The following is a 26,086-nucleotide window of genomic DNA, read 5'->3' as shown; positions in this document are numbered from 1 at the left end:
TGAAGCTGATATCTTTGTCCTGGAGTCAACTGTCGATACTGTCTGATTTGTTTATGCATATCAGGCTACTATTTCGGGTGTGAGAGCTGTGAAATTTATCACAGTTGACTCCCACCTTTTAATATCTCACCTGTTGCACTTAATATGTTAACTCAGCTATCCTCAACAGCTTCATTTTTTATCATTTGCTCTAATGGTCGCATGTTGTTATTCCTTTATTTATATTTGGCTTCTTATTGGATTCAGACATGAAAAGAAAAGCCATAAATTTCAATGGCTTTCCTTATTTATATTTTAGATCTTACTCATCTTCCTCCAGAGCAAACTCTATCGCTTCTTTTACACGATAGTAATCTTTATTTTTTTCCGTAAATTCTGGGCAATTTAGAATTTCATTAAATTTATTATTTCCTAAGACCTCTCTTATATCTGAAAACATAATATCTAGATCGGCAACTTGATCGCGAGGAGAGTTTTCTAAATCAACAGACAAATATCGTCTTTTAAAAAGAGATATTGCATCTTCTGGGAAATTATTTAATAAAATAACGAATGCTTTAAGTTGATATACTCTTAATGTAACTAATTTTTCTAGGTTATTTTTAAACTTCTCATCAGATTTAAAAGAATCTGAATCTTTCACATTAGTAATGCAATCCACCAATTCATAATAACTTTTGATAAATCTATCCAATATAGCAGGAAAATCATTTCTCACTTTTCTACTCTCCCATATTTAATAATATCGTCGTCAGTAACATTATCCTTAATTTTCCAGTCCATTACACCTCCTTTAGTTTTGCCCTTTAACTCGACATTTTTCTTGCTTGTATCAATATCAACATAATAGTCAGCTCCCAGGGCTCCTGTGCTTCGTTTTATTGCGTCTGGATTTTTAGGATCAACTTTTGTAGAAGTGACACTAATTCCTCCTCTTGAATCATTTGGATCATAGGTAAATCCCTCTTTTTTGAATTTTTTATATTCCTTTGTTGACATAAATCGCCTTACAGTACCTGGGTTTCTCGGTATACCATCAATTAACCCACTACCTTTACCATGACTACTACTCAAATAAACATAAATCGCCGGAACATTCGAAACCGGGAAGATCAGAATATAATCACGAAAACTCTTCTGTTCCGGTTTTGGCGTGGTTAACGTCGTTGGCCTGTTCTCATCCGGTATTGGCGTAGTCGTGGCATTATCACCCATCTGCTTCGGATCTTGCTGTGGGTTAATATAAACCCCGTCCCGCCAAGTCCGCTGCTCCGGTATCGGTAAGCCCGGAGTTTGGCTGCTAATTTCCGGATCCAGCACAGCCACCTTGGCATTGATACTCGCATCCTGCTGAGCATATTTATCAATATCGCTCTGTGATAATTCACCTGTTCGTGTGTCTAAGTACCAAGCCAGTGTGGGTGAAGCCGCATCATCTTCCCAAAATTCATACCGGTTTAATGATTCATTATATTTCACATTGCGGACTTTGACCTGCTCCAGCCCGCTTTCCTCGCTGGTATGATATCCCACTGCAGTGAGTTGCCCGTTTTGTGTATTCTCCACAAAACGATAACGAACACGGGTGGGTGCAGTTCCTTTTTTATCGGCAATGTCCTTTAAGTTTTCGTGGCTCAGTAAGTCTTTATCACTGTCATCCCACCAATTCCGTATCATCATCCCTAAAGTTATTGCGGATGCACTCGTGAGATAAGATTCGCGGGACATACTAAACCGGATGTTATCCAACTTTTGCTTCTCACTTGAGGACAGTAAAGGGCGTGTTTCTTTCTCCTTGCCATTATTCTCATGGTTTGCAATAGCAGTAGTACCCGTCATAGCCGCTTGTGTCTGCTGAGCTGCCTGCAAAGAATATTCTATAAGGATTGGATTCGCTTCTGCTTTTGAAAATACCAAGTTCCCAAGTCCCGCAATCGCTTCAAGATACCACGGCTCAGAGCTTTTCAGCTTCTTCTGCGATTGAACCGCTGGCTTGGGCTGAAAGACCTGCATCTGACCAAAATGAGTATGTGGCTCAGTTTCCGTTCCGGCGTCCGTACAACCCGCGGGTTGCAGACAGGATTTAGCAAAGACTGGCTTGGCGATGCGGGCAATCTCCAATACATGGCGGCGATTGTGGCCCGGCATCGCGATAAATCCCGGGCAACTGGGATCAGGATAGTATCTTGAATGCAGTAAGGCTTCTTTCGTCCAGCCTTCAACTTCCGGTGTCGTATCACTGATATCTCCCGGCATAAGCTGGTGATAGGCTCCCGTCCCTTTTTGTTTTTCCATCGCCTCTGCGGGGGATTTTTCAGTCAACTGATCAGCCAGCTTCTGCGCATCCACATGCAGTGTCATGGGCAGCGACGATAAGTTTTCTTCCCGCAATATTCCCTGACCATCAGTTACACCACTGGCATTGATAACACCATCCCGGCTTTTCAGGTTATAGGGAATACCGGCTAATGGCTTGCCCTGGTTGTCCAATAACTGAAATTCCAGCCAGTGCTTGAATTTATTGCAGGGAACACAATCTAATCTTCCTGTCTCACTCATCAACGAAATCCTTTTTTAGTTAAGGCGCGACGCGTTAATGCCGCTTTCCGCCAGAAAGTCATGAATGGTCAACGCCTGAAGGCGGGAACCCTGCTGTCGGCGCTGTTTCAGCCATCCGGCCAGACGCGGGGTCAATGCACCATTCGGTGTATCCAGCTTCAGTGCCAGTTCTCCCTGCTCTTCCCACAGTTCATAGGTCAATGTCTTGGCATAGCCTTCCAGTGCCAAATCTGACTGCTCCCACGCGGCAATAAGATGCGGCTCCAGCACAAAAGGCCGTTCAATCTGGCTGGGCGGGCAATCTGCCGGACGGTTGAAAACGGCAGGCATTGGCATGTCAAGCATCAGTTCAGTGATAGGATTCAGGAGGGATGTCCAGTCGGTGGGCTGCATGGCAGGTATTAATACTCTGGCAATTCGGGTATCCATCAGGCGAAAAACCACCTGCTCATCACGCAGAGTCGCAAACTGATGCCGCTGCCAATGATGTAATTGCGCCTGCCAGGTTGTTTTGCTGCGGTATGCCCAGCCCCAGCTTTCGTCACTGAATGCCCAGCGATCAAGTAAGCGCCCAAGAGGTGCAAGGCTGCCGGCTTTGGGCTGAATCAACCACGGCCCTTGTTCCATCAAGTGTGCCAACGGAGTACCACTATAAAGCGGGAAAGCCTGAGCCACCCAGTCATTGGCATAAAAGATATCGACAGGATTAGGGGCGGCAAGCTGGTTGACGATAAGAAAAACCGGTGCTTTATTCGGTGCACTGAGCCACGTTGTCCAACTGGTTGTCATGCTTTTCCTCCCGGTGATTTGATCACCCACGCGGCGCTTTCCTGTGCCTGCAACGCACAGTATTTCTTAATCGGGAATTTAACTTCAGGCAGCGTCGGAACTCCTTCCGGCAATTGCAGTGAGATTCCCCGGCCACTGCTGCCGGAACCCGCGCCCACATCAATCATGGAAGACTGAATACTGCCCGGCGTCACTTTGATAAAAGTGCCACCGACTTTCAGGCTGATTTCAGTCGCGGCTTCCAACACAATTTTGCCACCGCTCTTAAGATGGGTTTCCTGCCCGCTTTCACTGACCAGTGCATCTCCGGCCTGAATATGTTGAGAACCCGTGATGCGGTGGGAAGCATCCCCCTCAGTGCTGTATTTACGGCTGCCCATCACCTGTGAATGTTCATCCGCCTGAATATCGATGTAATGGTTGTTGTCAATGTGCTGTTTCTGGTCGTGTTTGATGTGCCAGTGGACATCATTTTCAATATGAGCTGTGAAGTCTCTTTGACCGTGGATATAGACTTCCTCACTGCCTTTTGCATCCTCAAAGCGCAGTTCGTTAAAACCCTGCCCTTTGTGAGTGTGGGTTTTGAAGGTGGTGCGGGTTTTCTCGGCAGGTAAATCCAATGGCGGTCGATTGCGGCCATTGTAAGTACAACCCGTGACAATCGGGCGATCAATATCGCCGTTGAGGTAGGAGACGATCACTTCCTGACCAATGCGGGGGATCGCCATAAAACCAAATCCATGACCGTTCCAGCCCTGTGCCACACGCACCCAACAAGAGGAACCATCTCCCGGCTCGTCATAGCGGTTCCAGTGAAAATGCACTTTGATCGCACCGTGTTCGTTGACGAAAATCTCCTCGCCCTCCGGTCCGACAACGGTAGCCACTTCATCGCCGTCTGCCAGCGGTTTGTAGCGGTATGATGGACGCCAATCGTCCCAACCCGGAATAAAGGTCAGGCTATTGGTCAAGGTTGTACCTTCTCCTTCCACACCCGCTGCTTGGGGTTGGATGCCGTGATGGGTAACGCCGACTACCTGCCAGCGATCATTCATAGAGGCAATCGGGTGCTTATTCAGCATAAATATTTTGCCCGGTCGTAACTGAATGCAGTTAGTGCTGGCTGATCCCATTTTGCTTTCGCTGTTGAGTTGATTCAGACGCAGTGCAGAGAGCGGCTTGCCTTCGGCATCCAACTGAAAGCGCCCGTAACTTTCGAACACGGCATGACCACGCCCTTGTTCCAGCATTGCCTGATGCTGCAAGGGGTAGGGGGGCCGTAAGAAGTTATTATCCTTGTGCGTAAACTCATCTGGGCAGAGAAATTCACCGTAGCGCCACTGGGTAACCGTAGAGTCAGTATTATCCGTATCCGACTGTGAATTATAGGTCAGGAATATGCCTGCCAGCATTCCGAGGTGAGAATTACTGTAAAAGAGCTGATCTTGCTCAAACCAGAAAGTAATACCCTCTTCCGCCGCCAAACGGCACCAAAAATCATAGGCCGATTCACGCTTCTGGGTGGTATATTCCCGTACCGGATGATGCCCTTCATCTTCATAGAATTTGCAATCTGACTTGATACGGTGCTCTTGCAGCAATTGTTTGAGGATTTCCGGCACGGACTGACGATGAAAGATGCGACTGTCCTGATTAAGGGTCATACGCCACATTTCCGGCCTGATAGTAAAAGTGTAATAAGTGCGTCGGCCATCACTATTACCTTGTTCCGCTCCGGCTATGATGCCATTGATGGTACGTTCCACTACGCCATCACGGATAACGCTCAGGGAAGCAGCCATACCCAACTGCTCACCGAGGGCGATATTATCAAGGGAACTGACCACCGTCAGGCTCAGGTGATACAACTCTGACAGAGCTTCCCGCAAACTGAACTCCGCCACCTGAAAGGTGATTCTGGGCAGTTTACCGATTTGGCAGGTAAAGACTAATCCATCCATTGTTGTCTATCCTTACATTATTGGACGATATCCCCGAAGGGGAAGCGGCGACAAACGCCATTGTTCGCCGGAAGGCTGACAAGTGACGTCCATCAACATCAACATGTCGTTGCTGAGAAAAAATGGCAGAAATTGGTAGAGCGCATTGGCAAAGCGGAATAACTCTCCCTGACTGGCATAAGCGTTTTCATTCAGCGTCAGTTCGATATACAGACAACGGCGCGGTTGCCCCATAACAAGCCTGTCCTTTGCCTCAGATTTGATATCTTGGATCCCGTCAATCATCTGCTGGAGTTTGCGACTGACGGGACGGTCACTGTCCGTGTAAAAATCGTAATCCCGCAAAAGTTGTTTGAAAGCCTCTGCTGACAACAGCACGTAACCGCTCATAGAATAGTGAGACAACAACCGCCAATGCCGCTGACTGTCAATGACTGGCGGATAACTATTTGATATTGGTGTAATTGTGTGTATCTGAAAGCGATCCGGCAGGCTTTCGGCGAGGCAAGTCTCATCTGGCGGCAACACTATCGGCTGTGGATTAAATGATACAAAATGGCAGGTAAACTGGCGCTTGGGTGGATGTGCCATCAATTTTGCATGGTTGTCATAAAAAACCAGTGCATACTCCAATCTGCCTAAGGCATCACGGGTGACTTCCAGTGCATAAAACCAGGCATTATCATATTCAGGTTGATGGCGGGACATGCCTGTTAATTGACTGACCGGATAAAATCGACTGGCTTCTCCACGTTCCCTTCCTTCTTCATTCGGTTCGCCTTTCAGGGTAAGTTCGGTTACATGCAATAACCTTTGATGTGGCGCTAATGGCAACGGATAACGGGCAGTATCAGGCTTGAAAGGCTGAGTTAATCGTTCCAACTGGAGATTAACCACAGGTACACAATGCAACAGAAAAGCATCAGCTATTTGTTTATCAGACAGTGACAACAGCGTGTCCAGTTTCAGGGTAAGCGTCAATGTCCGGTTATCGGTCATCGGTAAGCGACGGGATTTGACGGGATACGGCATTTCCAGCGTCAGGAAATGATGAACATGAGGTAAATAAAACGATTCCATCAACATTTGTGGCGCCCAATTTCCCGCCGTAATGTGCGATGGCAATACCAACCGTTCTTTGCCCGATCGAGGAACAAACCGCAGTGTTTCCATCAAATATGTTTGCCCATTATGATGCAGCTCGCCGCTATAACAGTAACGACACAACGCCAACAGCAAACTGTCTGCGACTGATTCATCACGACTGAGAAATAACTCTATTGGCTGGACATCCCAATGGTCATCCTTACCAATATATTCAAATGTCAGGGTGAGTTGAGTTTCCTGATCCTGATGAGTTATTTCCCGACCAACCAACATCAACGGCTGAACATGACATTGTCGCGAAGTAATAAAGGATTGGCCGATGGGAGTCTGAATTTTCGTCCCAGTAGAAAGTGAAAACGCAAAATCAGCTTCTTTCCCTCCCTCAATCTGCATAACGCTGGTAGCAGGAATACCCTTAACAGACTGAGCCTGCAAACGTTGCAGCAAAGGCTGGGTTAACTCAGGGAAAGCGTCATTTATTTTCTGGCTTGAACGGGCCATTAACGCAGCGAAGCCTTCATTCAATCGCGCGACATCAGGATCTCGCCCGCTGAGTACATCATTCAGATGAGGTTTTTCTCCACACGCTAACTTTTCCAGTTCCTGTAAATAAGTTAATTCCTGCTGAAAATAGCGTTCAAATTGATCCATCAAGCAATCCTTTCAAATTGTTTGTCCGTCTGTCCGGTATATGAATTGGTGAATTTGGCAGGGATATTTCCCACTTGTTTTAGGTGATCGATAAGAATCAAGCATGTATATTAAACAATTTGAAGATGAAATAAAAAACAAAACACAAATAAAATTAATTATAATTAATTTTGAGATTGTTCCTGATTTAGAGGAAAAACCTAGGTTCGTAAGTAAAATCGGACATAGAGAAATAGATTAAAATGCGCATAAATCATTAGGCATGAAAATATAAACACTTTTTCCAAAAAACCTAAAATTCATCATTTCAGTAATAATTAGATCTGAATCACATTTCTATTTTCCAAAAAATGCCGCTTGTTCCAAATTCAAGGAAGTTTAATTCGGCGGAAATGCCAATTCATCATAGCAATGATAACTGCTATGATCCTGAAACCTCATCCAGAGGAAATCAGCAACAAATCCACTGCAAGATAAAAAAACCGATGACACAACTTTCAGACAGCATCCTTGCTCCGCATCCATTCGGAACAGAGATTACAGAGCAACAACTCATTGAAAACTTCCGGCAATGTAAGTTGTGGGAAGATCGCTACCGGCAGCTAATCGGCCTTGCCAGAAAACTGCCACCTTTGGCGGATGAACTTAAACAGCAGAATATTGAAATGTCCGGTTGTGAAAACCGTGTTTGGTTGGGATATCAACTGCTTTCAGGGGGCTACCTGCACTTTTATGGTGATAGCGAAGGTCGTATTGTTAAAGGATTATTAGCGGTTATCCTGACGGCGGTGGAAGGCAAAACACCTGAGCAGGTTTTGCAGACACCTTTGGCCGAGCTATTTCAACAACTCGGCCTGGAACAACAATTGAGTGGATCACGGCTCAATGGTGTGAAATCCCTGATTAACACTATTCAAGAGGCAGCACGTCAGGAAATCGCACGCACTGACACGAATTAATCTGTGTATTACAGCGCTTTTTCCCGTTCGGCTTTTGCCACCATCTTTTTCAGTGCGTGGGATACAGCAACAAAACCAAAGGTCGCCGTAACCATCGTTGCGGCACCAAAACCAGAAGCGCAATCCATTCGTTTGGAACCATCCGCCGTGCTCTTGGCAGCACAAACCGTGCCGTCAGATTGCGGATAAACTAACTGTTCCGTGGAAAAAACACAGTCAATGCCTAATTTGCCCTTGCCGTTTTTCACTACGTGATAATCCGATTTCAAGCGCTCTTTCAATTTCGCTGCCAGCGGATCTTGTACTGTTTTCGCCAAATCCACCACCTGAATCTGGGTAGGATCAAGTTGCCCGCCTGCTCCCCCCGTCGTGACAACAGGGATCTTATAGCGACGGCAATAAGCCAGTAACGCCGCTTTTGGCCGTATGCTATCAATGGCATCAATGACATAACTGAATCCTGTAGACATCAATTCAGCGACATTATCAGGCGTGACGAAATCATCAATGCTAGTTACCTGACATTCAGGATTAATGGCCCGTATCCGCTCGGCAATGACTTCCGTTTTCGGCAACCCGACATTTTGTACCAACGTATGCAATTGGCGGTTGGTATTGGTGATGCAAACATCATCCATATCAATCAGTGTGATAGCGCCGATGCCAGTACGCGCCAACGCTTCTGCGGCCCACGAACCGACACCGCCAATGCCGACAACACAGACATGGGAGCGGGCAAATAATGAAAGCGCTTTCTGGCCATATAATCGAGCCGTACCAGCGAAACGTTGAAGATAAGCATCAGAGAGAGAAACTTGCATCGCTAAATAAATCCTGCATAAAACCTATCCCGATAGAGATAGGTTATCGATTGATGATTTTAATAGGAGGGGATCTTACTGGTTTGCCGCTAAAAAACCAGATGAGGCTTTCTTCAATACCCAAACACGACCATAGTGATTATAAAAACCTGCCATTTCACCTGCCTTTTCACCAACACCATGATAAATGTCGAAATGATGCCCTTTAATGGCACCACCAACATCCAATGCCACCATCAACCGCATGCGATACTGTCCGGTAAATTTACCCGATTCATCCAACACAGGGACTTCCGCCAGTAATGCGGTTCCCGGCGGGATCAATGCCTTATCAGATGCCACCGAAGCTTTTGCAACAAGAGGAACTGCACTGGCTCCTCTGACAGGGGTATATGGCTCAGGTTTAAAAAAAACAAATGAAGGGTTCTGTTCCAGCACTTCTCTCACTTTGGTTTCGCTATGCTGTTCTCCCCACTGACGGATCGCTTTCATTGACATTTTGTCACTCGGTACTTCTTTACGGTCGATCAGCACCTTGCCAATACTGCGGTAGGCATGCCCATTTTTTCCCCCATAACCAAAAAAGGTCAATGGCTGACCATCACCAAAATTGACGTAACCACTTCCTTGCACTTCCATCATAAAATTATCCATCAGGGAATTACTGTACCCGATGATAAATTTTTTGTTCAACACCCCGCTGTATATTGCGGAGCGATTGGGTAAACGAAAACGCGATTTCGTTGGCATACTGTACAGCGGATATTTGAATTCCCCTTGCTTAATATGCCGGGCTTGCAAAACAGGCGTGTAATAGCCAGTAAACTTCACATTACCGTAATTATCTCCGCCTTCCATCTGATAGGCGAGTAAACCAAATTCATTTAAATGGCGGGTATCACCACCGGATAACATCCAATTTTCGATGGCTTCGAATGTTTCACGATGACTGTTGTACAAGCGGGGAGAAGATGTACTGATATATTTAACTTGGGTAGCAAAATCTTTGGCATTAACCGGGCTACCCTGAGCATTAGGCATGTTAACCAACTGGAGATTTTGGGTAATCCGACCATCTTTATATTGCTGAGCCTGATCCGTCGGATGTAAATGACACCCCGATAATAACGAGATGACAAATCCACATAAAAGATATTTGCCCCAATGCTTCATATTTATACCTTATTTTCTTACCATCATCACTATCCGACGATGAACAATATCAAACACCAATAAATAATAAAATGTAGTTAGAAAAAAATAGCTTATAGTTTTTCAATACACATAGAACAAAAACAAAACAACAAGAATGATTTTCAACCAACAAACAAACAAATTCAGTAAATATCAATAAAAAAACTTGCAACCACGCCATTCAAGAGTATAGTGTGCCGACATCAGACGCGGGGTGGAGCAGCTTGGTAGCTCGTCGGGCTCATAACCCGAAGGTCGTCGGTTCAAATCCGGCCCCCGCAACCAAATCTACGCGAATATCATTCATTAACAGATGATCTAGCATAGACAAAATCTGACAGTAAAGAATGTCATCATTCAGTATTTGCACTCACTATTGATAATCAGAGTTTGCAAATAGACGGACGCGGGGTGGAGCAGCCTGGTAGCTCGTCGGGCTCATAACCCGAAGGTCGTCGGTTCAAATCCGGCCCCCGCAACCAATTTTGTATGATGCCATTATTCAGTATTTGCGCTCATTATTTATAATCAGAGTTTGCAAGTAGACGGACGCGGGGTGGAGCAGCCTGGTAGCTCGTCGGGCTCATAACCCGAAGGTCGTCGGTTCAAATCCGGCCCCCGCAACCAATTTTATTTTTATCAATACTTCCTTTTATTATTTCCTTAATCCTCATCCCTTATTGCTTATCTGGTTTTCACAGACGATCCCAAATCTTATTTAAATTTTTTAAGTCTGACTATTTTAAGTCTGGCTGTAAGTATTTAAGGCGGATATTTCACCGCCGTGCCAATTCTGCGCCACTTTTAAAATAAGCCTTGATGCCAGCAAAAATAGATTCCGCTACTTGTTGCTGGAATTTGGCTGTCTTAAGTTTACGCTCTTCTTCCAAGTTGCTGATAAACGCTGTTTCCACCAAAATGGAAGGAATATCTGGTGCTTTCAATACTGCAAACCCCGCCTGATCGACACTATTTTTATGCAGCTTATTGATTTTATTCATTATTTTTAGCACTTCACCACCAAATTTCAGACTATCGTTGATAGTCGCGGTCTGAACTAAATCCAGCATAGTATGATCCAAATATCTATCACCGCTTTTACTCACTCCCCCAAGCAAGTCAGACTCGTTTTGGGTCTGGGCCAGAAAACGGGCAGTATTACTGGTGGCTCCCTTAGTTGACAACGCAAATACGGATGAACCACGAGCAGAGCGGTTCGTAAAGGCATCCGCATGAATAGAAACAAAGAGATCAGCCTGCATTTTACGTGCTTTCGCCACCCTAACTTTCAACGGAATAAAGACATCTTCATTGCGGGTCATGTAAACTTTCATGCCAGGTTCACGCCTTATGAGCGCCTGTAAACGACGAGCAATTTGTAACACAACATCCTTTTCGCGGGTTTTATATTTTCCAATCGCCCCTGAATCTTCACCGCCGTGCCCCGGATCGAGCATAATTACAATTGGCCTGTCTTTCCCGGCCTTACCCGGTTTGCGTGTTTTCGCAGGCAAGTGTTTTTCTAAATCCCCGCTGTTGTACTCTTCAAGCAAAGCCTGTAAAGGATCATCGTCCACAGCAGTGGCCTTTTTCGGATAAAGATCTAATACCAAACGGTGCTTAAATTTCGAAATCGGAGGCAATGTAAAAATATGCGGAGAAATTGGCTGTTTTATTTCAAAAACCAAACGCACCGTTTTAGGATTAAATTGTCCTGCTCTCACCACTTTCAGGTAAGGATCGCGTCGCTGAACCTGTGTTCCCATACTGCTCAAAATGCTATTAAGCTGGATACCCTGTAAATCGATAACAATGCGATTAGGATTTGAGAGAGAAAATTGGCGATACTTGAGTGGAATATTAGACTCCAACGTCACTCTGGTATAACTTGATGCAGGCCAAATACGGACAGCAATCACTTTTGAATTTGCTGCCTGGCCTATAGGACTAATACTCAACAGCCATACAGCGGCTGCGCCTTTCAACAGACGGCGACGTGAAGAATTATGGTCTGAATGACTCATCGTTTATTCCATTTAAAAACAACCAAACGCAGTAATCTTTACCCAACATAATAGTCAGGCGGAAACTCTAATTAATTAAAGAATCGCTGTCATCAAAAAAAGCATTTTTTGCTCTCTCAAGTTATTTATACCAATATAAATAATAACGTTATTTTTATCCATGTTTCCGCTTGCCATTTCCTTTCAAAAAGAATAAAAATACAAAAAATTCGAATAAAAATTCACTCAGAGAGGGTTTCATGAGAGAGCGCAGTACCGAATTGGTTGAAATATTCCGGCACTCGGTTCCATATATCAATGCACACCGAGGTAAAACCTTTGTCATTATGCTGGGAGGTGAAGCTATCGCCCATGATAATTTTTCCAATATCGTCAACGATATTGGATTACTGCATAATTTGGGCATTCGTTTAATCGTCGTGTATGGCGCTCGCCCACAAATCGAACAAAATATTGCCGAACACAATCACCAACCGTTTTATCACAAACACACCCGGGTAACTGATGCCAAAACGCTGGATCTGGTCAAACAGACTGCCGGGCTGTTGCAACTGGATATTACGGCTCGCCTTTCCATGAGCCTGAGCAATACCCCATCACAAGGCGCACATATTAATGTTGTCAGCGGTAATTTTATCATTGCCCAGCCCTTGGGCGTCGATGATGGGGTCGATTATTGCCACAGTGGCAGAATACGCCGTATTGATGAAGATGCCATCAACCAACAATTGGACAATAACGCGATTGTGTTAATTGGGCCTGTTGCCGTTTCCGTTACGGGAGAAAGCTTCAACCTGACAACAGAAGAGATTGCAACGCAACTGGCGGTTAAATTAAGGGCGGAAAAACTGATCGGTTTTTGTTCATCACAGGGGGTGCTTGATGCCAAAGGAAATACATTATCAGAAATGTTCCCCAATGAAGGAGAAAACCGCCTGCATGAATTGGAAAACTCCGATGATCACTATTCAGGAACAGTGCGTTTCTTGAGGGGAGCCATCAAAGCCTGTCGCCGTGGCGTTCGCCGCAGTCATTTGATCAGTTATCAGGAAAATGGTTCTCTGATTCAGGAGCTATTTTCCCGTGGAGGTATCGGTACTCAAATTGTTATGGAGCGTTCCGAACAGATTCGCCGTGCCAATATCAATGATATTGGCGGCATTCTTGAGCTTATTCGCCCATTGGAACAACAAGGCATTTTGGTGCGTCGTTCACGGGAACAATTGGAAATGGAGATTGATAAGTTCATGTTGATAGAACTCGATAACGTCACCATCGCATGTGCCGCCCTGTATTCTTATCCTGATGAAAAAATAGGGGAAATGGCCTGCGTTGCTGTACATCCAGACTATCGGAACTCTTCCCGGGGTGAAATATTGCTAAATTCCATTATCAATCAGGCTAAACAAGTAGGGTTAGAAAAAATCTTTGTACTTACAACTCTTAGTATTCACTGGTTTCAAGAGAGAGGGTTTGAACCCGCTGGCATTGAGACATTGCCAGTGGAAAAGCAAGCCCTGTATAACTACCAGCGCTGTTCCAAGATCTTAATGCTGAATTTATAGCTCTATTGATTTTATACACGGAAACTTTACTCACATTACCCTTAATTGCATTGAATCCGGTTACATTGGCCTTGGTGATAGCAACCTTGGCCAATGCCTGTTTCACGGCTGATTTAGCCATTCTGCCAACCCACTCCGGCGCTGTGTTGCCGTAGCCACAGCCTTATCCAACACAGGCTTATGGGCATAAAGGGTTAATTTCTCCCGCGCCCGGGTCAGTGCGGTATACACCAATTCCCGGCTGACTATCGGTGAATATTGAGTCGGTAATACCAATGCCGTATGTTCAAATTCTGAACCCTGAGATTTGTGCACCGTCATCACATAAGCCGTTTCATGTTGTGGCAATCGGCTCGGCTGGAACCCTTTGATCTGCCCATCCGATAACTGAAAATAAGCTTTCAGTTCATTATCCTGATTCCTGAGCATAATCCCGATATCGCCATTAAACAGTCCGAGGGTACTGTCATTACGTAATATCATGATCGGACGCCCGGAATAACCCCGATTCTCGATATTTCTGGGCAGCGTTATAATTCCTTTTCTGTGCAGCAGTTGCTCCACTCGCTGATTTAACCCCATAACCCCGAACGGCCCTTCCCTTAACGCACACAATAACCGAAAACGGTTAAACTCCGCCAAAATGGCTTTTTCTGAAGCCCGTTGATTCACCATCGCCAAATATGGGGAGTAACCCGCAGCAGTTTCAGTCAATAAACGCTGATAATCTTCATCCCCTGAAAGAGGGTTAAAGGAAACATCGGGAAAAGATTGCTTCAATACCGCAGATACTCCGGCACGATTTCCCTGATTAACTGCCGATGCCAGCCTTCCAATGCCAGAGGCCGAATTGAAACGATAACTTTTACGTAACAGGCATAGACAATCCTGCACGGCGAAAGGTTTATCATCAGGATGCGATATAGAATGCAACATGGAATAGGACATCAACTGGCATCCGGTTAATCGCCCCAGTTGTTCTGTACGTTTAGCGCTATATCCCTGTTCAGCAAAGCGGCAAATGTCCCCCAATACCGCGCCGGCTTCGACCGACGCCAACTGATCTTTATCCCCCAGAAAAATCACTTTTGCCCGCGACGGTAAAGCATCAATCAAATGTGCCATCATCGGTAAATCCACCATGGAGGCTTCATCAATGATCAAGATATCAAGGGCAAGAGGGTTACTGCGATTATAGCGAAGCTTCTGGCTATCAGGTTGTGCGCCTAGTAAACGATGGATGGTTTGCGCCTGTTCTGGAATGTTACGCCATTGTTCCGGGGTCAAAGCCAATTTATTTACTGCTTCCCTGAGAGACTCAGTTAATCTCGCAGCTGCCTTGCCCGTTGGTGCTGCCAATTGAATGCTCAATGGCTGCCCTTCATGTAGTTTAATCAAGGCAACCAGCAGCTTAGCCACGGTCGTTGTTTTCCCTGTTCCCGGCCCGCCAGAAATAACTGAAATACGGCTTGTTACCGCAACGGCCGCCGCAACTTTCTGCCAATCGATCTCCCCCTCAACAGTGACACCGAAAAGCTCATCCAGAATGCGGCGTAACTGCATTTCATCAGGAACATCAGTCAATTCAACAGTGGCAAAGAAATCTGCCACACGCCGTTCACTTTGCCACATACGTTGCAAATATAAACGGTAATCAGAAACATTCTGTAGCGAAAGGATAATCGGCGCAGGAAACGCCCCCGTACTCACTGCCGGACATGCCTGCAAAGCTGCAATAATCTGCTGTTGATCAGGCTCACCCGTTAAAGACCAAAGCGAAGCGGCTAATTCAGGCTGCCTGCCTTCAAATAAATATTTTGGTGAAATCCGTTCGAGGGGTAAACAAACATGTCCCGCGCCTGATTCCGCACTTAACAAGGCCATGATCAGCAATAATAGAGGATTTTCATCTTCAATCATCGCATAAGCAAACTGCACATCCAGCGGTCGCAACAACTTCTGGCTCACGGCGTGTTGCAATAATGACATCATGGAATTCATACGCTTTGTTCCTCACCCACAGCGCTGAAAAGCGTATCCAGTTCATCAATAAATTCAAAGGGCGGTAAATAGTGATAAATACCATGTCCGGGATTATTCTTATCAATACCGCGTAAAAATAGGTATATTACCCCGCCGAAATGCTGACGATAATCATAGTGCGCTAATCGATGACGCAAATAACGATGCAGAGCCAACGTATAGAGCTGGTACTGTAAATCGTAACGATGTTCTATCATAGACTTAGCCATCGCTTCCTGCGTATAGGACTGGCTACTTTCTCCCAGCCAGTTTGATTTATAATCCACGACGTAAAACTTATCCTGCCAGCAAAAAACCAAATCAATAAATCCTTTTAACATCCCCTTGACCTGATAAAAGGCCAACGGTGCACATTGTGCTGACAACGGATCATAACGACGAGTCAGGGCATCCATCTCTTTTGAATGCAGTAACTTATCCACTGGTAAATAAAACTGCATTTCACTCTGCTGAAGATGGCGAGGCACACCGGCAAGCTGCATGCCTTGCCCATTCAATTCTGCGTTCAGAATATCTTTCACCCACTGTTCCAACACGGGTGCCCAACTTTCATCAAACCCTGATGCTGCCAGTTTTTCTGCCAAATACGTTTGCTCAGGGGGGGTAGCGAAATCCAAATCTTCCAAAATACTGTGCAGAAAAGTTCCCGCAGATGCTCCACGTGGAAAAGTATGCGGTGTCATCTGCAACGATTGTTCCTCTTGTTTTTCACCTCGGGCGTCAATATCCAGCTTCGGAGCGATGGATTGCACGATCACATCAACTGACTCCACAAATGCACTGGTGCGTTCATGAGAAACAGCATTTGAAATAGCGTGGGAAGCTGAATGTTGTAAACCTGAATAGCTTGTCACTCGCCAGTCATCCCGAATGGAACGCTGAAATCTTCGGGCTTCCAGCGAAAAAGGAATTTCACTTTGTGAGCACCATTGCTCATCATCAGATTCGCCCACCAGTTCAACTTCTATGCTGTCATCACAAAGTTCATTTAAGCTATCCACCAGCAATTCCGCATCGCCTTTCTGACCTTTCTGCAATAGATACCCCAATGCAGACAAATGTAAATCGGTCTCCCCCGTTTTTCCTCTATTTCCTTTGATAAGCGGAGCCACACCAATGCTACAGTGATAAACTGAACGGGTTAATGCAACATAGAGTAAGCGTAAATCTTCTGCCAGGCGCTCTTCATCAGCCAGTTCCAAAGCTTCTTTCAGTTTTTCATCATCATGTGAAATGCTGAGATGAGTCTCAAAATTACGGCGATCATGGTAAACCGCCTGTTTCTGCTTCCTATAACTGCAAATGAAAGGCAAGCAAACCAATGGATATTCCAGCCCTTTTGATTTATGGATAGTACAGATCTGTACCAAGTGCCGGTCACTCTCCAGCCTCATTTGTTGGGCTTCTGATTGTGGATTAGGGCGGGAAATCTGCTGCGCCAACCAACGGGCAACAGCGTGTTCGCTATCCAGTTGCTGGGATTCCTCCTGCAATAACTCCCCAATGTGCATCACATCAGTAAGCCGACGTTCACCATCATCTCCGGCCAGCAAATTTTCCGCTATCTGATATTTCACCATCACCGCCCGCAACATCGGTAATACACCACGTGTGCGCCATAAACGGGCATAGCCATCAAATTCATCAACCAGACGATCCCACTCAGCTTCGTCGTGATTCAGTTGATCAATTTGCTGTGCACTCATACCAAATAAGCTACTGGCTAGTGCGCTTCTCAGTTCTCGGGCCTTTTCCGGCGATAAAACCGCCTGTAACAACCAAAGTAGATCTTTAGCTTCCGGTGTATCAAACACACTTTCCCGATTGGAAAGAAATACCGATGGTATCTTTAATGCGTTTAATTCCTTACGGATTAATGCGGCTTCCCGTCGATCACGCACCAATACCGTAATATCTGCCGCCATAACGGGACGGCTTTTTTCTGCCTGACACATCTCTTTCTTACACAACAGTGCCTTACCTTCCTGCCCTGCCTGTAACCAATCCCGGATTTGGGCTGCGCACAGCCGCGCCATGCTCTGTTCATATTCTCCTTTGGAAACTCCCTCACCGGGTTGTAACCAAAATCGCAGCGCAGCCTGCACCTCATTATGTAAAGAGAATTTCAGCCCATAATTTTTTTCGGCTGCATTAACATTAATGAATGGGATCTGTTCAAACCAGAATGGGCGTTCTGTTCGGGAAAACAGTTTATTAACGGCTTGCACCATTGGCGCGGAAGAACGCCAGTTAGTCTCTAACGTGTAATGGGCTTTAACACTGGAACGCGCCCTAATATAGGTGAAGATATCCGCACCACGGAACGCATAAATCGCTTGCTTAGGATCTCCGATAAACAGTAAGCCATTTTCTAATGATGGGGACTCTGCCGACTGGTCTTCTGATGGATCGCGATATATAGCCTGAAAAATACGATATTGCTGGGGGTCAGTATCCTGAAATTCATCAATCATCGCGACAGGATAACGTTGGCGGATAGTCGTTGCCAGATGCTCCCCGCCGACACGCCTCAAGGCGCTATCCAACCGGGTCAGCAAGTCATCAAACCCCATGTAGCCACGCATCAGTTTCTCTTGATTGACAGATTGGCGAACTTCAACAATCGCCTTAGCGATAATGATATCTTTCAGAGTTAGTGGATGCTGGTATAACTCATCAATAGCTTCAAACAATGAATGCCGTGGAGCTTCACCTTTTTTAATCTTTTCCAACAACCGTGATTGGCAAAATTTATCCAAGTCCTTGGCAAGCTGATAATCTTTGGTTGGTGATTTAGCCCATTCAGAGACATTACTTAACCAATTAGGTAAGAACCGGCTGCTATAGCTTCGCTTATCAACTCCGGAACTGGCGATAAGACCGGGTAAGTCAGCAGCTGCATCATTCCACTGACGTTTTATCAGATCAATTTGCTCAATAATTTTCTGGTGACGGCTAAACAGTGTTTCATCGCCATTAGGCGCATTGACGATATACGGCATATCCCCATGCAAATAATCAGAGATATCTTTCAGCAATGCTTCCGGTCCACTCCATATTCGGCTTATTTCTGAGGCGATCGGCAATGGAAGAGGATAACAGTGACGCCGCCAGAAATCGGCGCAGCCTTGTTTACGCAGTTGGCTCTCATCCTGAATTAACGTTTGCTCAAACAGCACACCGGATTCAAACGCATTGTGAACCAACATTCGCTGACAAAAACCGTGGATGGTATAAATCGCCGCTTCGTCCATTTGGCGTTCAGCGGCTAATAACCAACTCGCGGCGTTCTTCTTATCAGAAATCTCATCCAGCAATTGCTGATAGACCGGATCGCTGACAGTTGTTTCTTCCCGTATGCACGCCAAGCGAAGCTGATGGATATTTTCCCGAATACGTCCACGCAATTCATCCGTTGCCGCTTCTGTAAAGGTAACAACCAGAATCTCCTCAACATTCAACGGGCGGGAAAAGGCGGCGGAGCCGCCCAGTCCCAGTAACAGACGAAGATAAAGCAAACCTATTGTGTAGGTCTTTCCTGTGCCTGCTGAAGCCTCGATCAGCCGCTGACCATACAGCGGCAATGTTAATGGGTTAAGTTTATGGGATTGTATCTGGTGTTCGGGTATGTCTTTGCTCACTGAGCATTCACCTTAACCGGTAATTGTTTCTGGAAATCTGACACATAATTGTAAGTTTTCCATCCTTTCAGCTCAGCATATTGATGAACCGTGCCTTTTTTCCCGGTAATTTGGGAAATCAGTGTCAGTCCCTGACGCTTGATAACCGCTTTTTCGTAGAACTCAATCAGTTGTGCTTTCGTGACTTTTTCCATGGCCGCAATGTTTTTCTCTCTCGCATCAAATTTGAAGTTATTGCGCCCAAAATCCCAACTATAACGAGCGGCTTCTGAATAGAACGTCTCTGGCGGCTGACGCATTTCTGTCAGACGTGCTTTTTTATACTGCTCAAACTCAGCATCAGACATCGCTTTCAATTTTTTATCTGCCTGCTGATAGAAGCTTTGGTAACGCTGGTGCAAGTAATCGGGTTGTTTACTGTTACTCTGCAACAGAAAACCTAATCCCCCCTGTTCTCCTATCTTCTGATTGAAAGCAAAGACCGCATAGCCAAGTTGTTCTGTCGTCCTTAATTGATCATAGAACCACGGTGACAAAATGCTACTCAGCAAACTGGAGTAAATTTTACTATGGATACGGTCATACCCTGTCGGGATAAAAATTTCAGCCAAAGCATTATCTGTACTGTTCGCAGTTCCCTTGAAATCAACAGCATAATTGCGATCAATCACAATGTGATCGCCCGTCCACCATACCGTCCCCTGATTAGCGAGCTGCTTCTGCGCTGATTGAACGATATTAATGCTCTCCTGCTCCGTAAAGTTACCGAAGATAAACGCTTGTAAAGCAGCATGTTGAATCATCATCTGGCGATATTTCACAATATCGTCAACGGTGATGGTATCCAGTACCTTCAATTTTTCTGCCTGTTCAAAGTAAGGCACGCTTGAAAGGCGAGAAATTGGCTGCATAGCCATTTGGAAGGCCTTGCCATTATTGGAGACTTCAAGTTTCTCCCGATACCATGATTTCGCTTGTGCCAATTCTTCCTGAGTCGGCGTAAACGAAATATATTGATTAATTGCTGAAGTTAACAACTCCGGTAAATGTTGCGTATAACCATTGACACCGATCCTCAAACCATCGACATACCCCGTATAAACGCCCATTCCTCCGACTGATGCCTGATAACCCAGTTGATCAAGCGCAAGCCCGGACAAATAGCTCAATAATGTATCTGAAAGCTGATCCTTAATATTTTTCAATCCATTAGGATTACGCATTTCCAGAGCAATACTGCCTTTAGGTTCATCCGCAAAATATTGGCTCGGCATATACAGCAAGCGAACATTCGGCTTTTCCAAAATCATTTTAGGGTGTTTTTGGTGACCCGATGTTTTAATCAGGGATAAATTATCAGGAATATAAGGGTTCAATTTAGGTAAAGAGAACGAAACGCCTTGCTCGAGCTGTTTCCAGTCCGCCAACTGTTTCGGGGTAATTTTATTGACCTGATACGGAGCCTGCACAAAGTAAGCTTCTTTGTTATGTGGCTCTGTTGGGCTGATAAACCAGATACGCGCATTTTCAGGTGTTAATTCATCCAAACGGCTCGCTATCGCTTCTGGCTTGAAGGTATCCGCAACATAACCCGCATCCAGCACATGGGCAACAGGCAATACTTGTATGGCATTGGACAACCCTTCAATGTAGTTCATATCCCGCACAATTGACGCATATTGAAATGACAAATTAAGAACCTTTGTCATTTCATCGAAATAGCTCTTATTGATCCCCTGTTGTTTCAGCAGGTTAATATAAGAAAAAATAGCGGCTATAACTTGATCACGATGCTCAAGCCCTTTATCCGTCAGCGAAACATAAATCTCAAACGTCCCGGAATTACCATCAGTTTTGGGGCTCGCTCCAGCATCAATACCTTCGATGAGTCCCTCCTTCTGCAACCAATCAGACAAGGTATTCTGGCTTCGGTTACCAATCAAATACCCAACATATCCGTCTGTTTTACTGCGAAAATCTGCACTGTTGTCAGCGATGCTAAATTCCAGTCTTAACGCTTTATGGGGTTGGGCAGGCACATAATTGATGATGACGCCTTTTTCTTTATCGGTAATTGCCGGCACTGTAATAGCAGGTACTGAAGCATGTCGATTCGGAATACGGCCGAAGGTTTCCGACGCCATCTGAGCCAATTTATCGATTGATTGGTTGCCATACACAACCCCTTTCATCAAATTAGCGGAGTAATAGCGTTGGTAAAAATCAACCAGTGCGGTCTGTAATTTGCTGTCTGGTTTATCTTTAAGCGTTTCTAAATTTCCACCAGCAAAGCGGGCATTAGGGTGAGAGGGATTGATGGTCTCAGAACGGATTTGCCACATACGATGTGCTTCACCTGCTCGGGCAATGGTCATTTCATTATCAACAGCATTGCGTTCACGTTCGGCATTGACCGGATTCAGCAAAGGTTCTGCCAGCGCATCTGCAAGACGATCAACCGCTTCAGTTAAGGAGTCATTCTCAACTTCCAAATAGAATGAGGTGCTGTTGGCAGTTGTACTGGCGTTACGGCTTCCCCCATGTTTTTGCAGAAATTCAGCAAAATCACCTGGTTGTGGGTAGCGTTTGGAACCCATTAATACCATGTGTTCCAAATAATGGGCCAAACCAAGCTGATTGTCTGGATTTTCCATATGACCGACCGGAATCGAAACGGCGGCCAATGATTTAATCGCTTTTTCATCGGAAACCAGCAGGACTGTCATGCCATTTTGCAATTGAATTGCTTCATATTGGCGAGGATCGCGATTGCTCTTGTGAATTGTATCCGGCAACGGTTGCCACAGCGGTTGAGCATATGCCGTTACCCCACAAAGCAGCAAAAAGAGCATCATCATGATGCTAACGATATACTTAGGCATAACCTAATATTCTCCCTATTTATTTGAACAACGAGCCATTTGAATAACGAGCCATAGGCAACAAATAGCTCTGAATTTCGCGTTTCATACGCTCTAAAAGTGATTGATCAACTTGCCGGAAAGCCCGCTGTATATAGTGATCGTAACTTTCACCTTTTCTGTCATGTGTTCCCAACCATTGCTCCATCAATTTACTTTCAGCACTTTGTTGAGTTTCTTCACTAAAGTTGATTTCCTGACTTTCACGGTCAAAACAATCAGCCAGCCATGCCCAGCCACTTCGGCAAAATAGAGGAAGAGGCTCAGACATGCCTTGAAAATACCCTTCTACCATCTGATTCAGGTATTTTCTCGCTTCATCCCGCCCTAGCGGTAAAAATCGGCAATCTGGCACCTTTTTACTTTCTTTCTCCCTCTTATCCTTTTTCCCTGTTCCATACATGCGGCTTTCGCTGTCTCCACCAGAAAGACAGTAGGCAAGGTGCTCAATCCATAGTTGGATACTATCATTGGCCGTTAAGTTCGCCGGACGCCAACGTAAAATTCCATCGTGCTGTATCTGATTGATTTTTCCGGCCAATATCACACTATCTAATTCTTCATACAGGTCGATGGAAAAAGTCTCGGTTCTCTCTTCACGTACCTTATCCGCCAGTGGCCGCATGGATTCCAGCTGTTCTTCCCAATAGACTTCGCCAAAAGAGCCGTATGGCAATCCCCCCGATGCCCGGAGATGATGGAACAAAGATGCCGGATCGCCCTGCTCTATCAGGATACTGAGCAACAGTTGGTTAAATTGATAACGTTGCAGATTATCCAGTACAAAAGGTTCTTCTTCAGGCAACTCCATTTCTTCAATAACAAAATGTACTTTTAGCCGCTGCTGAAAAAAGGCCCTGACGGGGTGGCGATAAAAACGGATCAGTTCATCCAATGCAATTTCTTTTACTTCACCGCGATCAAATGCAATCGGTTGACAAAAATCAATCTCTGAGGCTCCCTGCTGTGCTGCCGCAGGCAGCCATTCTGCGGCATAACTTTGTGAGTAATGGTCGGGCAGGAAATTCTCTGTCGCAAAAGGAACACGGGTATGCTGTGAAAGTAAATGATTTCTGACATTTCTCGCACTGTCATCAACATTCAGCATTTCATCACCCGAGCGGCAAAAGCTCTGACAAACATAATCCAGTAACTCATTGACCAGAACAGATGGGTTACATGCGGTATCATCCCGAATCGATTTGCCGATATAGCTGATATAAAGAAATTGCTCAGCCGAAATTAATGCTTCCAAAAAGAGATAACGGTCATCATCGCGCCGTTTTCTATCCCCCCGCTGTGTTTTTTCCACCATCAGATCGAACCCAAGCGGAGGGATGGAGCGCGGATAAACGCCGTCATTCATTCCCAGCAGGCAAACAACCTTAAAAGGAATAGAACGCATAGGCATCAGGGTACAGAAATTAAGTGATCCTGCTAAGAAACGCTGGCTGATCTTCTCATCATCAAAACGAAGCGCCAATTCATCCCGCAATAGCACCAAAGGAATTTTTTCGCTGTAATGTGCATTAAGGCCGTTATCAATCACTTTTTGCCATTGCTGCGTGATCAGTGCCAATACCAGTTCAATTTCGTCATCGGCTTCAAAAAAAGTCTCCAACAATTGTGGACAGACTGCCAGCCAATCCACCAACCGCTGCTCTTCACTCAAAATCTTCCGCCAGCGATTCAATTCCATTAAAAACTCAGCCAGTTGACCGGCTAATTCAGCAGCAAGACCACTGGATTCATCATAAGGCAAAACATCATTCCACGGCCCCGCGTGGCTATCCATCGCATAACCCAGTAGCATTCGTGTCAGGCCAAAACGCCAGGTATTCTGCCCCGTGGCAGGCAGAGACAAAGCTTCAATATTGTCATCATCCAGCCCCCAACAGATCCCGGATTCTTTCACCCAACGCCGCAATAAACGCAATCCTTCTTCCTGAATGGCAAATTTACTGGCTAAAGCCGGCACTTCCAATAATGCCAATACCTGCTCAGCCGTAAATCGGCTCTGTGGCAAATCTAACAACGTAATAAATGCCTGTAAAACAGGATGAGCCTGACGCGCCTTACGGTCTGAAATAGCAAAAGGAATATAACGATCATCCGGCGCATTCCCGAAAACTGCCTGAATATAGGGGGCATAGCTGTCAATATCAGCCATCATCACAATAATGTCCCTCGGTGTCAGCAAGGGATCATCATCCAACAAATGCAGGAGCTGATCCTGCAACACTTCAACTTCCCTCTGTGGGCTATGGCACGAGTGAAAAGTCAGGGAACGATCAGTATCATCGAACGGGCGTTTTTTTAAACTGTTTCTGAAAGTACTATCCGTAGATCCAATCTGAGCATGGTCTTCAAGATTAAACATATCCCGTTGGATTTGGTGCAGGATACAGTCAGTTTCCAGTTCAACAAAAGCATGAACATCGGAATCTGGCTCTAATTGTGACAGCAGGTAGAGATTATCCCGCCCCAATTTTCCCCAGGATGCCAATAGCGGGTTATTCAGATTTTGTTCCCCTTCATCATTAAAGAGTGACGGGGCATTATCTGGATCTTTAAATCTTTCCAGTAATTGGCTGTTTTTATAATGTTTCGGTTTACGACTATTTAGCCTGGCAAGAAACGTATAACTCTGAATATCTCCCCAATAATATTGGCACGGATTGGTAAACATAAGATGAATATCAATATGTTGCCCTAATGCCTTAAATACTTGCAGGTAAGTAGGGGGAAGCGTGGAGATCCCACAAATGAAAATACGCGGAGGCAGATTCCCCAATGGAAAATTTCCACTTTCCAACGTCGAGATAAACCGCTGATATAAATTGGCGCGATGCCACAGCGGTTGTTGTAGCTGACGAGTATACTCTGTCAGTTCAGACCAGAGTCTTTGTTGCCACAATTGATTGCTGCTCAAGCCATCAATTAATTGACCATTTTCCCAGTTTTCTAACCATTGAGGACGATAAACCAGATATTGGTCAAATAGATCCGCAACCCGGCCCGCTAACTGGTGAATTTTGCGTTTATCGATATCCTGATCAAGATAGTGCCTGAGGGCCGAAAATTCGGGTTCTGTTAACAATTCAGGCAACAACATCATTAACTTCCATTTCATGGCATCCTTACTAAAGGCACCATCTTTAGGAATATCAGGTAATACCAGAGTGAACATCTGCCAGATAAAAGTCGCGGGAAGTGGAAATTCCATGTTCGCGGCAATGCCCAGTTTCTCTGCCAATTGAATCTGCAACCACTGTGACATTCCCGGGCTTTGAACCAGAATCACTTCTTTGCCAAATGGGTCAGAAAGGGGGTTTTCCCCGATCAATATCGCCATCAACTCTTTGAGAAGATCGAGTTGATTTGAATGATAAACTCTAAACATCAATGCTCCCACTGGAATAGAACAACCCATTTAACATACTGATATTAAATAATTTATTTAATTTTATTGTCAAATTTATACAATATTCTATACAAATAAAATTGCTGCTAGGGTTTTTCACTTTATATATCTTTCTAAGGCATCATCACTTTGATAAATCATTGCATGTAGTAAAATACCATCCAAGAATAACCCTCTCGGTAAACTTATTTTGTCACGCCTCCGTTTCAAACGATATCGTGATTTTTCACTACTGCGATTTGAAATACTGCCAGTGGTTAATCAGCTCGCTTCAAACGTAATAATAGCAACCGGAAGATATTTTTCACCCGATAGACGGTCATGTATTGAATAGTTAGATCATTCATTAAACGTAGTTTTCACGCTCAATGAACGTCCCTATCACCTTGTCATGCATCTCTTCGGATTTGGAATAGCCAATCGTCTT

At 45.1% G+C, this 26,086-nt stretch carries 15 protein-coding genes and 3 tRNA genes; 5 read left to right on the top strand and 13 right to left on the bottom strand.

Features of this window, described 5'->3' with window-relative positions; genetic code table 11:
* Window positions 1-301: 301 nt before the first annotated feature.
* The 5 genes from AAC854_RS14910 to AAC854_RS14890 are packed head-to-tail and all read right to left on the bottom strand — an operon-like array spanning window position 302 to window position 7,067.
* The gene (locus AAC854_RS14910) at window positions 302-718 is read right to left on the bottom strand and encodes a hypothetical protein (protein WP_235428011.1); all 417 of its coding nucleotides are present in this window, start codon (window positions 716-718) and stop codon (window positions 302-304) included.
* A complete protein-coding gene (locus tag AAC854_RS14905; RefSeq protein WP_340617793.1) occupies window positions 715-2,559 on the bottom strand; it encodes an S-type pyocin domain-containing protein in 1,845 nt (614 codons plus the stop codon). Before AAC854_RS14905 ends, AAC854_RS14910 begins: the two co-directional genes overlap by 4 nt.
* A 15-nt stretch (window positions 2,560-2,574) precedes the next feature.
* Window positions 2,575-3,348: a DUF4123 domain-containing protein gene (locus AAC854_RS14900; protein WP_340617792.1), complete on the bottom strand. Its 774-nt coding sequence runs from the start codon at window positions 3,346-3,348 to the stop codon at window positions 2,575-2,577.
* The gene (gene tssI / locus AAC854_RS14895) at window positions 3,345-5,309 is read right to left on the bottom strand and encodes a type VI secretion system tip protein TssI/VgrG (RefSeq protein ID WP_340617791.1); all 1,965 of its coding nucleotides are present in this window, start codon (window positions 5,307-5,309) and stop codon (window positions 3,345-3,347) included. Before tssI ends, AAC854_RS14900 begins: the two co-directional genes overlap by 4 nt.
* 12 nt (window positions 5,310-5,321) lie before the next feature.
* Window positions 5,322-7,067, bottom strand: a complete 1,746-nt coding sequence (locus tag AAC854_RS14890; RefSeq protein WP_340617790.1) for a type VI secretion system baseplate subunit TssF — start codon at window positions 7,065-7,067, stop codon at window positions 5,322-5,324.
* Between the two features lie 485 nt (window positions 7,068-7,552).
* Here AAC854_RS14890 and csdE point away from each other — a divergent pair, with 485 nt between their 5' ends.
* Window positions 7,553-8,026 (top strand): cysteine desulfurase sulfur acceptor subunit CsdE, encoded by a 474-nt coding sequence (gene csdE, locus AAC854_RS14885; RefSeq protein ID WP_340617795.1) that lies wholly within the window; start codon window positions 7,553-7,555, stop codon window positions 8,024-8,026.
* Window positions 8,027-8,034: 8 nt separating this feature from the next.
* On the opposite strand, the gene tcdA is transcribed toward csdE, so the two are convergent.
* A complete protein-coding gene (gene tcdA / locus AAC854_RS14880; protein ID WP_340617789.1) occupies window positions 8,035-8,847 on the bottom strand; it encodes a tRNA cyclic N6-threonylcarbamoyladenosine(37) synthase TcdA in 813 nt (270 codons plus the stop codon).
* A gap of 75 nt (window positions 8,848-8,922) precedes the next feature.
* Window positions 8,923-10,020 carry a murein transglycosylase A gene (gene mltA / locus AAC854_RS14875; RefSeq protein ID WP_340617788.1) on the bottom strand — a complete coding sequence of 366 codons (1,098 nt, stop codon included), beginning with the start codon at window positions 10,018-10,020 and terminating at the stop codon, window positions 8,923-8,925.
* Window positions 10,021-10,249: 229 nt separating this feature from the next.
* Between mltA and AAC854_RS14870 the strand changes: the two genes are divergently transcribed.
* The 3 genes from AAC854_RS14870 (at window position 10,250) to AAC854_RS14860 (ending at window position 10,668) form a co-directional block, all read left to right on the top strand.
* A tRNA-Met gene (locus tag AAC854_RS14870) sits at window positions 10,250-10,326 on the top strand.
* A gap of 120 nt (window positions 10,327-10,446) precedes the next feature.
* A tRNA-Met gene (locus tag AAC854_RS14865) sits at window positions 10,447-10,523 on the top strand.
* A 68-nt stretch (window positions 10,524-10,591) separates the two neighbouring features.
* Window positions 10,592-10,668 (top strand) — tRNA-Met (locus tag AAC854_RS14860).
* A gap of 149 nt (window positions 10,669-10,817) precedes the next feature.
* Here AAC854_RS14860 and amiC read toward each other — a convergent pair.
* Window positions 10,818-12,065 carry an N-acetylmuramoyl-L-alanine amidase AmiC gene (gene amiC, locus AAC854_RS14855; RefSeq protein WP_340617787.1) on the bottom strand — a complete coding sequence of 416 codons (1,248 nt, stop codon included), beginning with the start codon at window positions 12,063-12,065 and terminating at the stop codon, window positions 10,818-10,820.
* A gap of 239 nt (window positions 12,066-12,304) precedes the next feature.
* Here amiC and argA point away from each other — a divergent pair, with 239 nt between their 5' ends.
* Window positions 12,305-13,630: an amino-acid N-acetyltransferase gene (gene argA, locus AAC854_RS14850; protein ID WP_340617786.1), complete on the top strand. Its 1,326-nt coding sequence runs from the start codon at window positions 12,305-12,307 to the stop codon at window positions 13,628-13,630.
* 102 nt (window positions 13,631-13,732) lie between these two features.
* Here argA and recD read toward each other — a convergent pair whose 3' ends face one another.
* The 5 genes from recD to AAC854_RS14825 all read right to left on the bottom strand — a co-directional run.
* Window positions 13,733-15,622: an exodeoxyribonuclease V subunit alpha gene (gene recD / locus AAC854_RS14845; protein WP_340617794.1), complete on the bottom strand. Its 1,890-nt coding sequence runs from the start codon at window positions 15,620-15,622 to the stop codon at window positions 13,733-13,735.
* A gap of 5 nt (window positions 15,623-15,627) precedes the next feature.
* A complete protein-coding gene (gene recB, locus AAC854_RS14840) occupies window positions 15,628-19,314 on the bottom strand; it encodes an exodeoxyribonuclease V subunit beta (RefSeq protein ID WP_340617785.1) in 3,687 nt (1,228 codons plus the stop codon).
* A complete protein-coding gene (gene ptrA / locus AAC854_RS14835) occupies window positions 19,311-22,196 on the bottom strand; it encodes a pitrilysin (protein ID WP_340617784.1) in 2,886 nt (961 codons plus the stop codon). The genes recB and ptrA overlap by 4 nt, the downstream gene beginning before the upstream one ends.
* 19 nt (window positions 22,197-22,215) lie before the next feature.
* Entirely contained in the window at window positions 22,216-25,638 is a 3,423-nt protein-coding gene (gene recC / locus AAC854_RS14830; protein ID WP_340617783.1) for an exodeoxyribonuclease V subunit gamma, read from the bottom strand.
* Window positions 25,639-26,005: 367 nt separating this feature from the next.
* A partial coding sequence (locus AAC854_RS14825) for an IS1 family transposase (RefSeq protein ID WP_340615970.1) occupies window positions 26,006-26,086 on the bottom strand: 81 nt, incomplete at its 5' end.

The sequence above is a fragment of the Xenorhabdus entomophaga genome, assembly GCF_037996725.1.
Lineage (GTDB): Bacteria > Pseudomonadota > Gammaproteobacteria > Enterobacterales > Enterobacteriaceae > Xenorhabdus > Xenorhabdus khoisanae.
The sequence above is the reverse complement of the archived record's forward strand: the minus strand, read 5'-3'. Positions and strand labels throughout refer to the sequence as shown.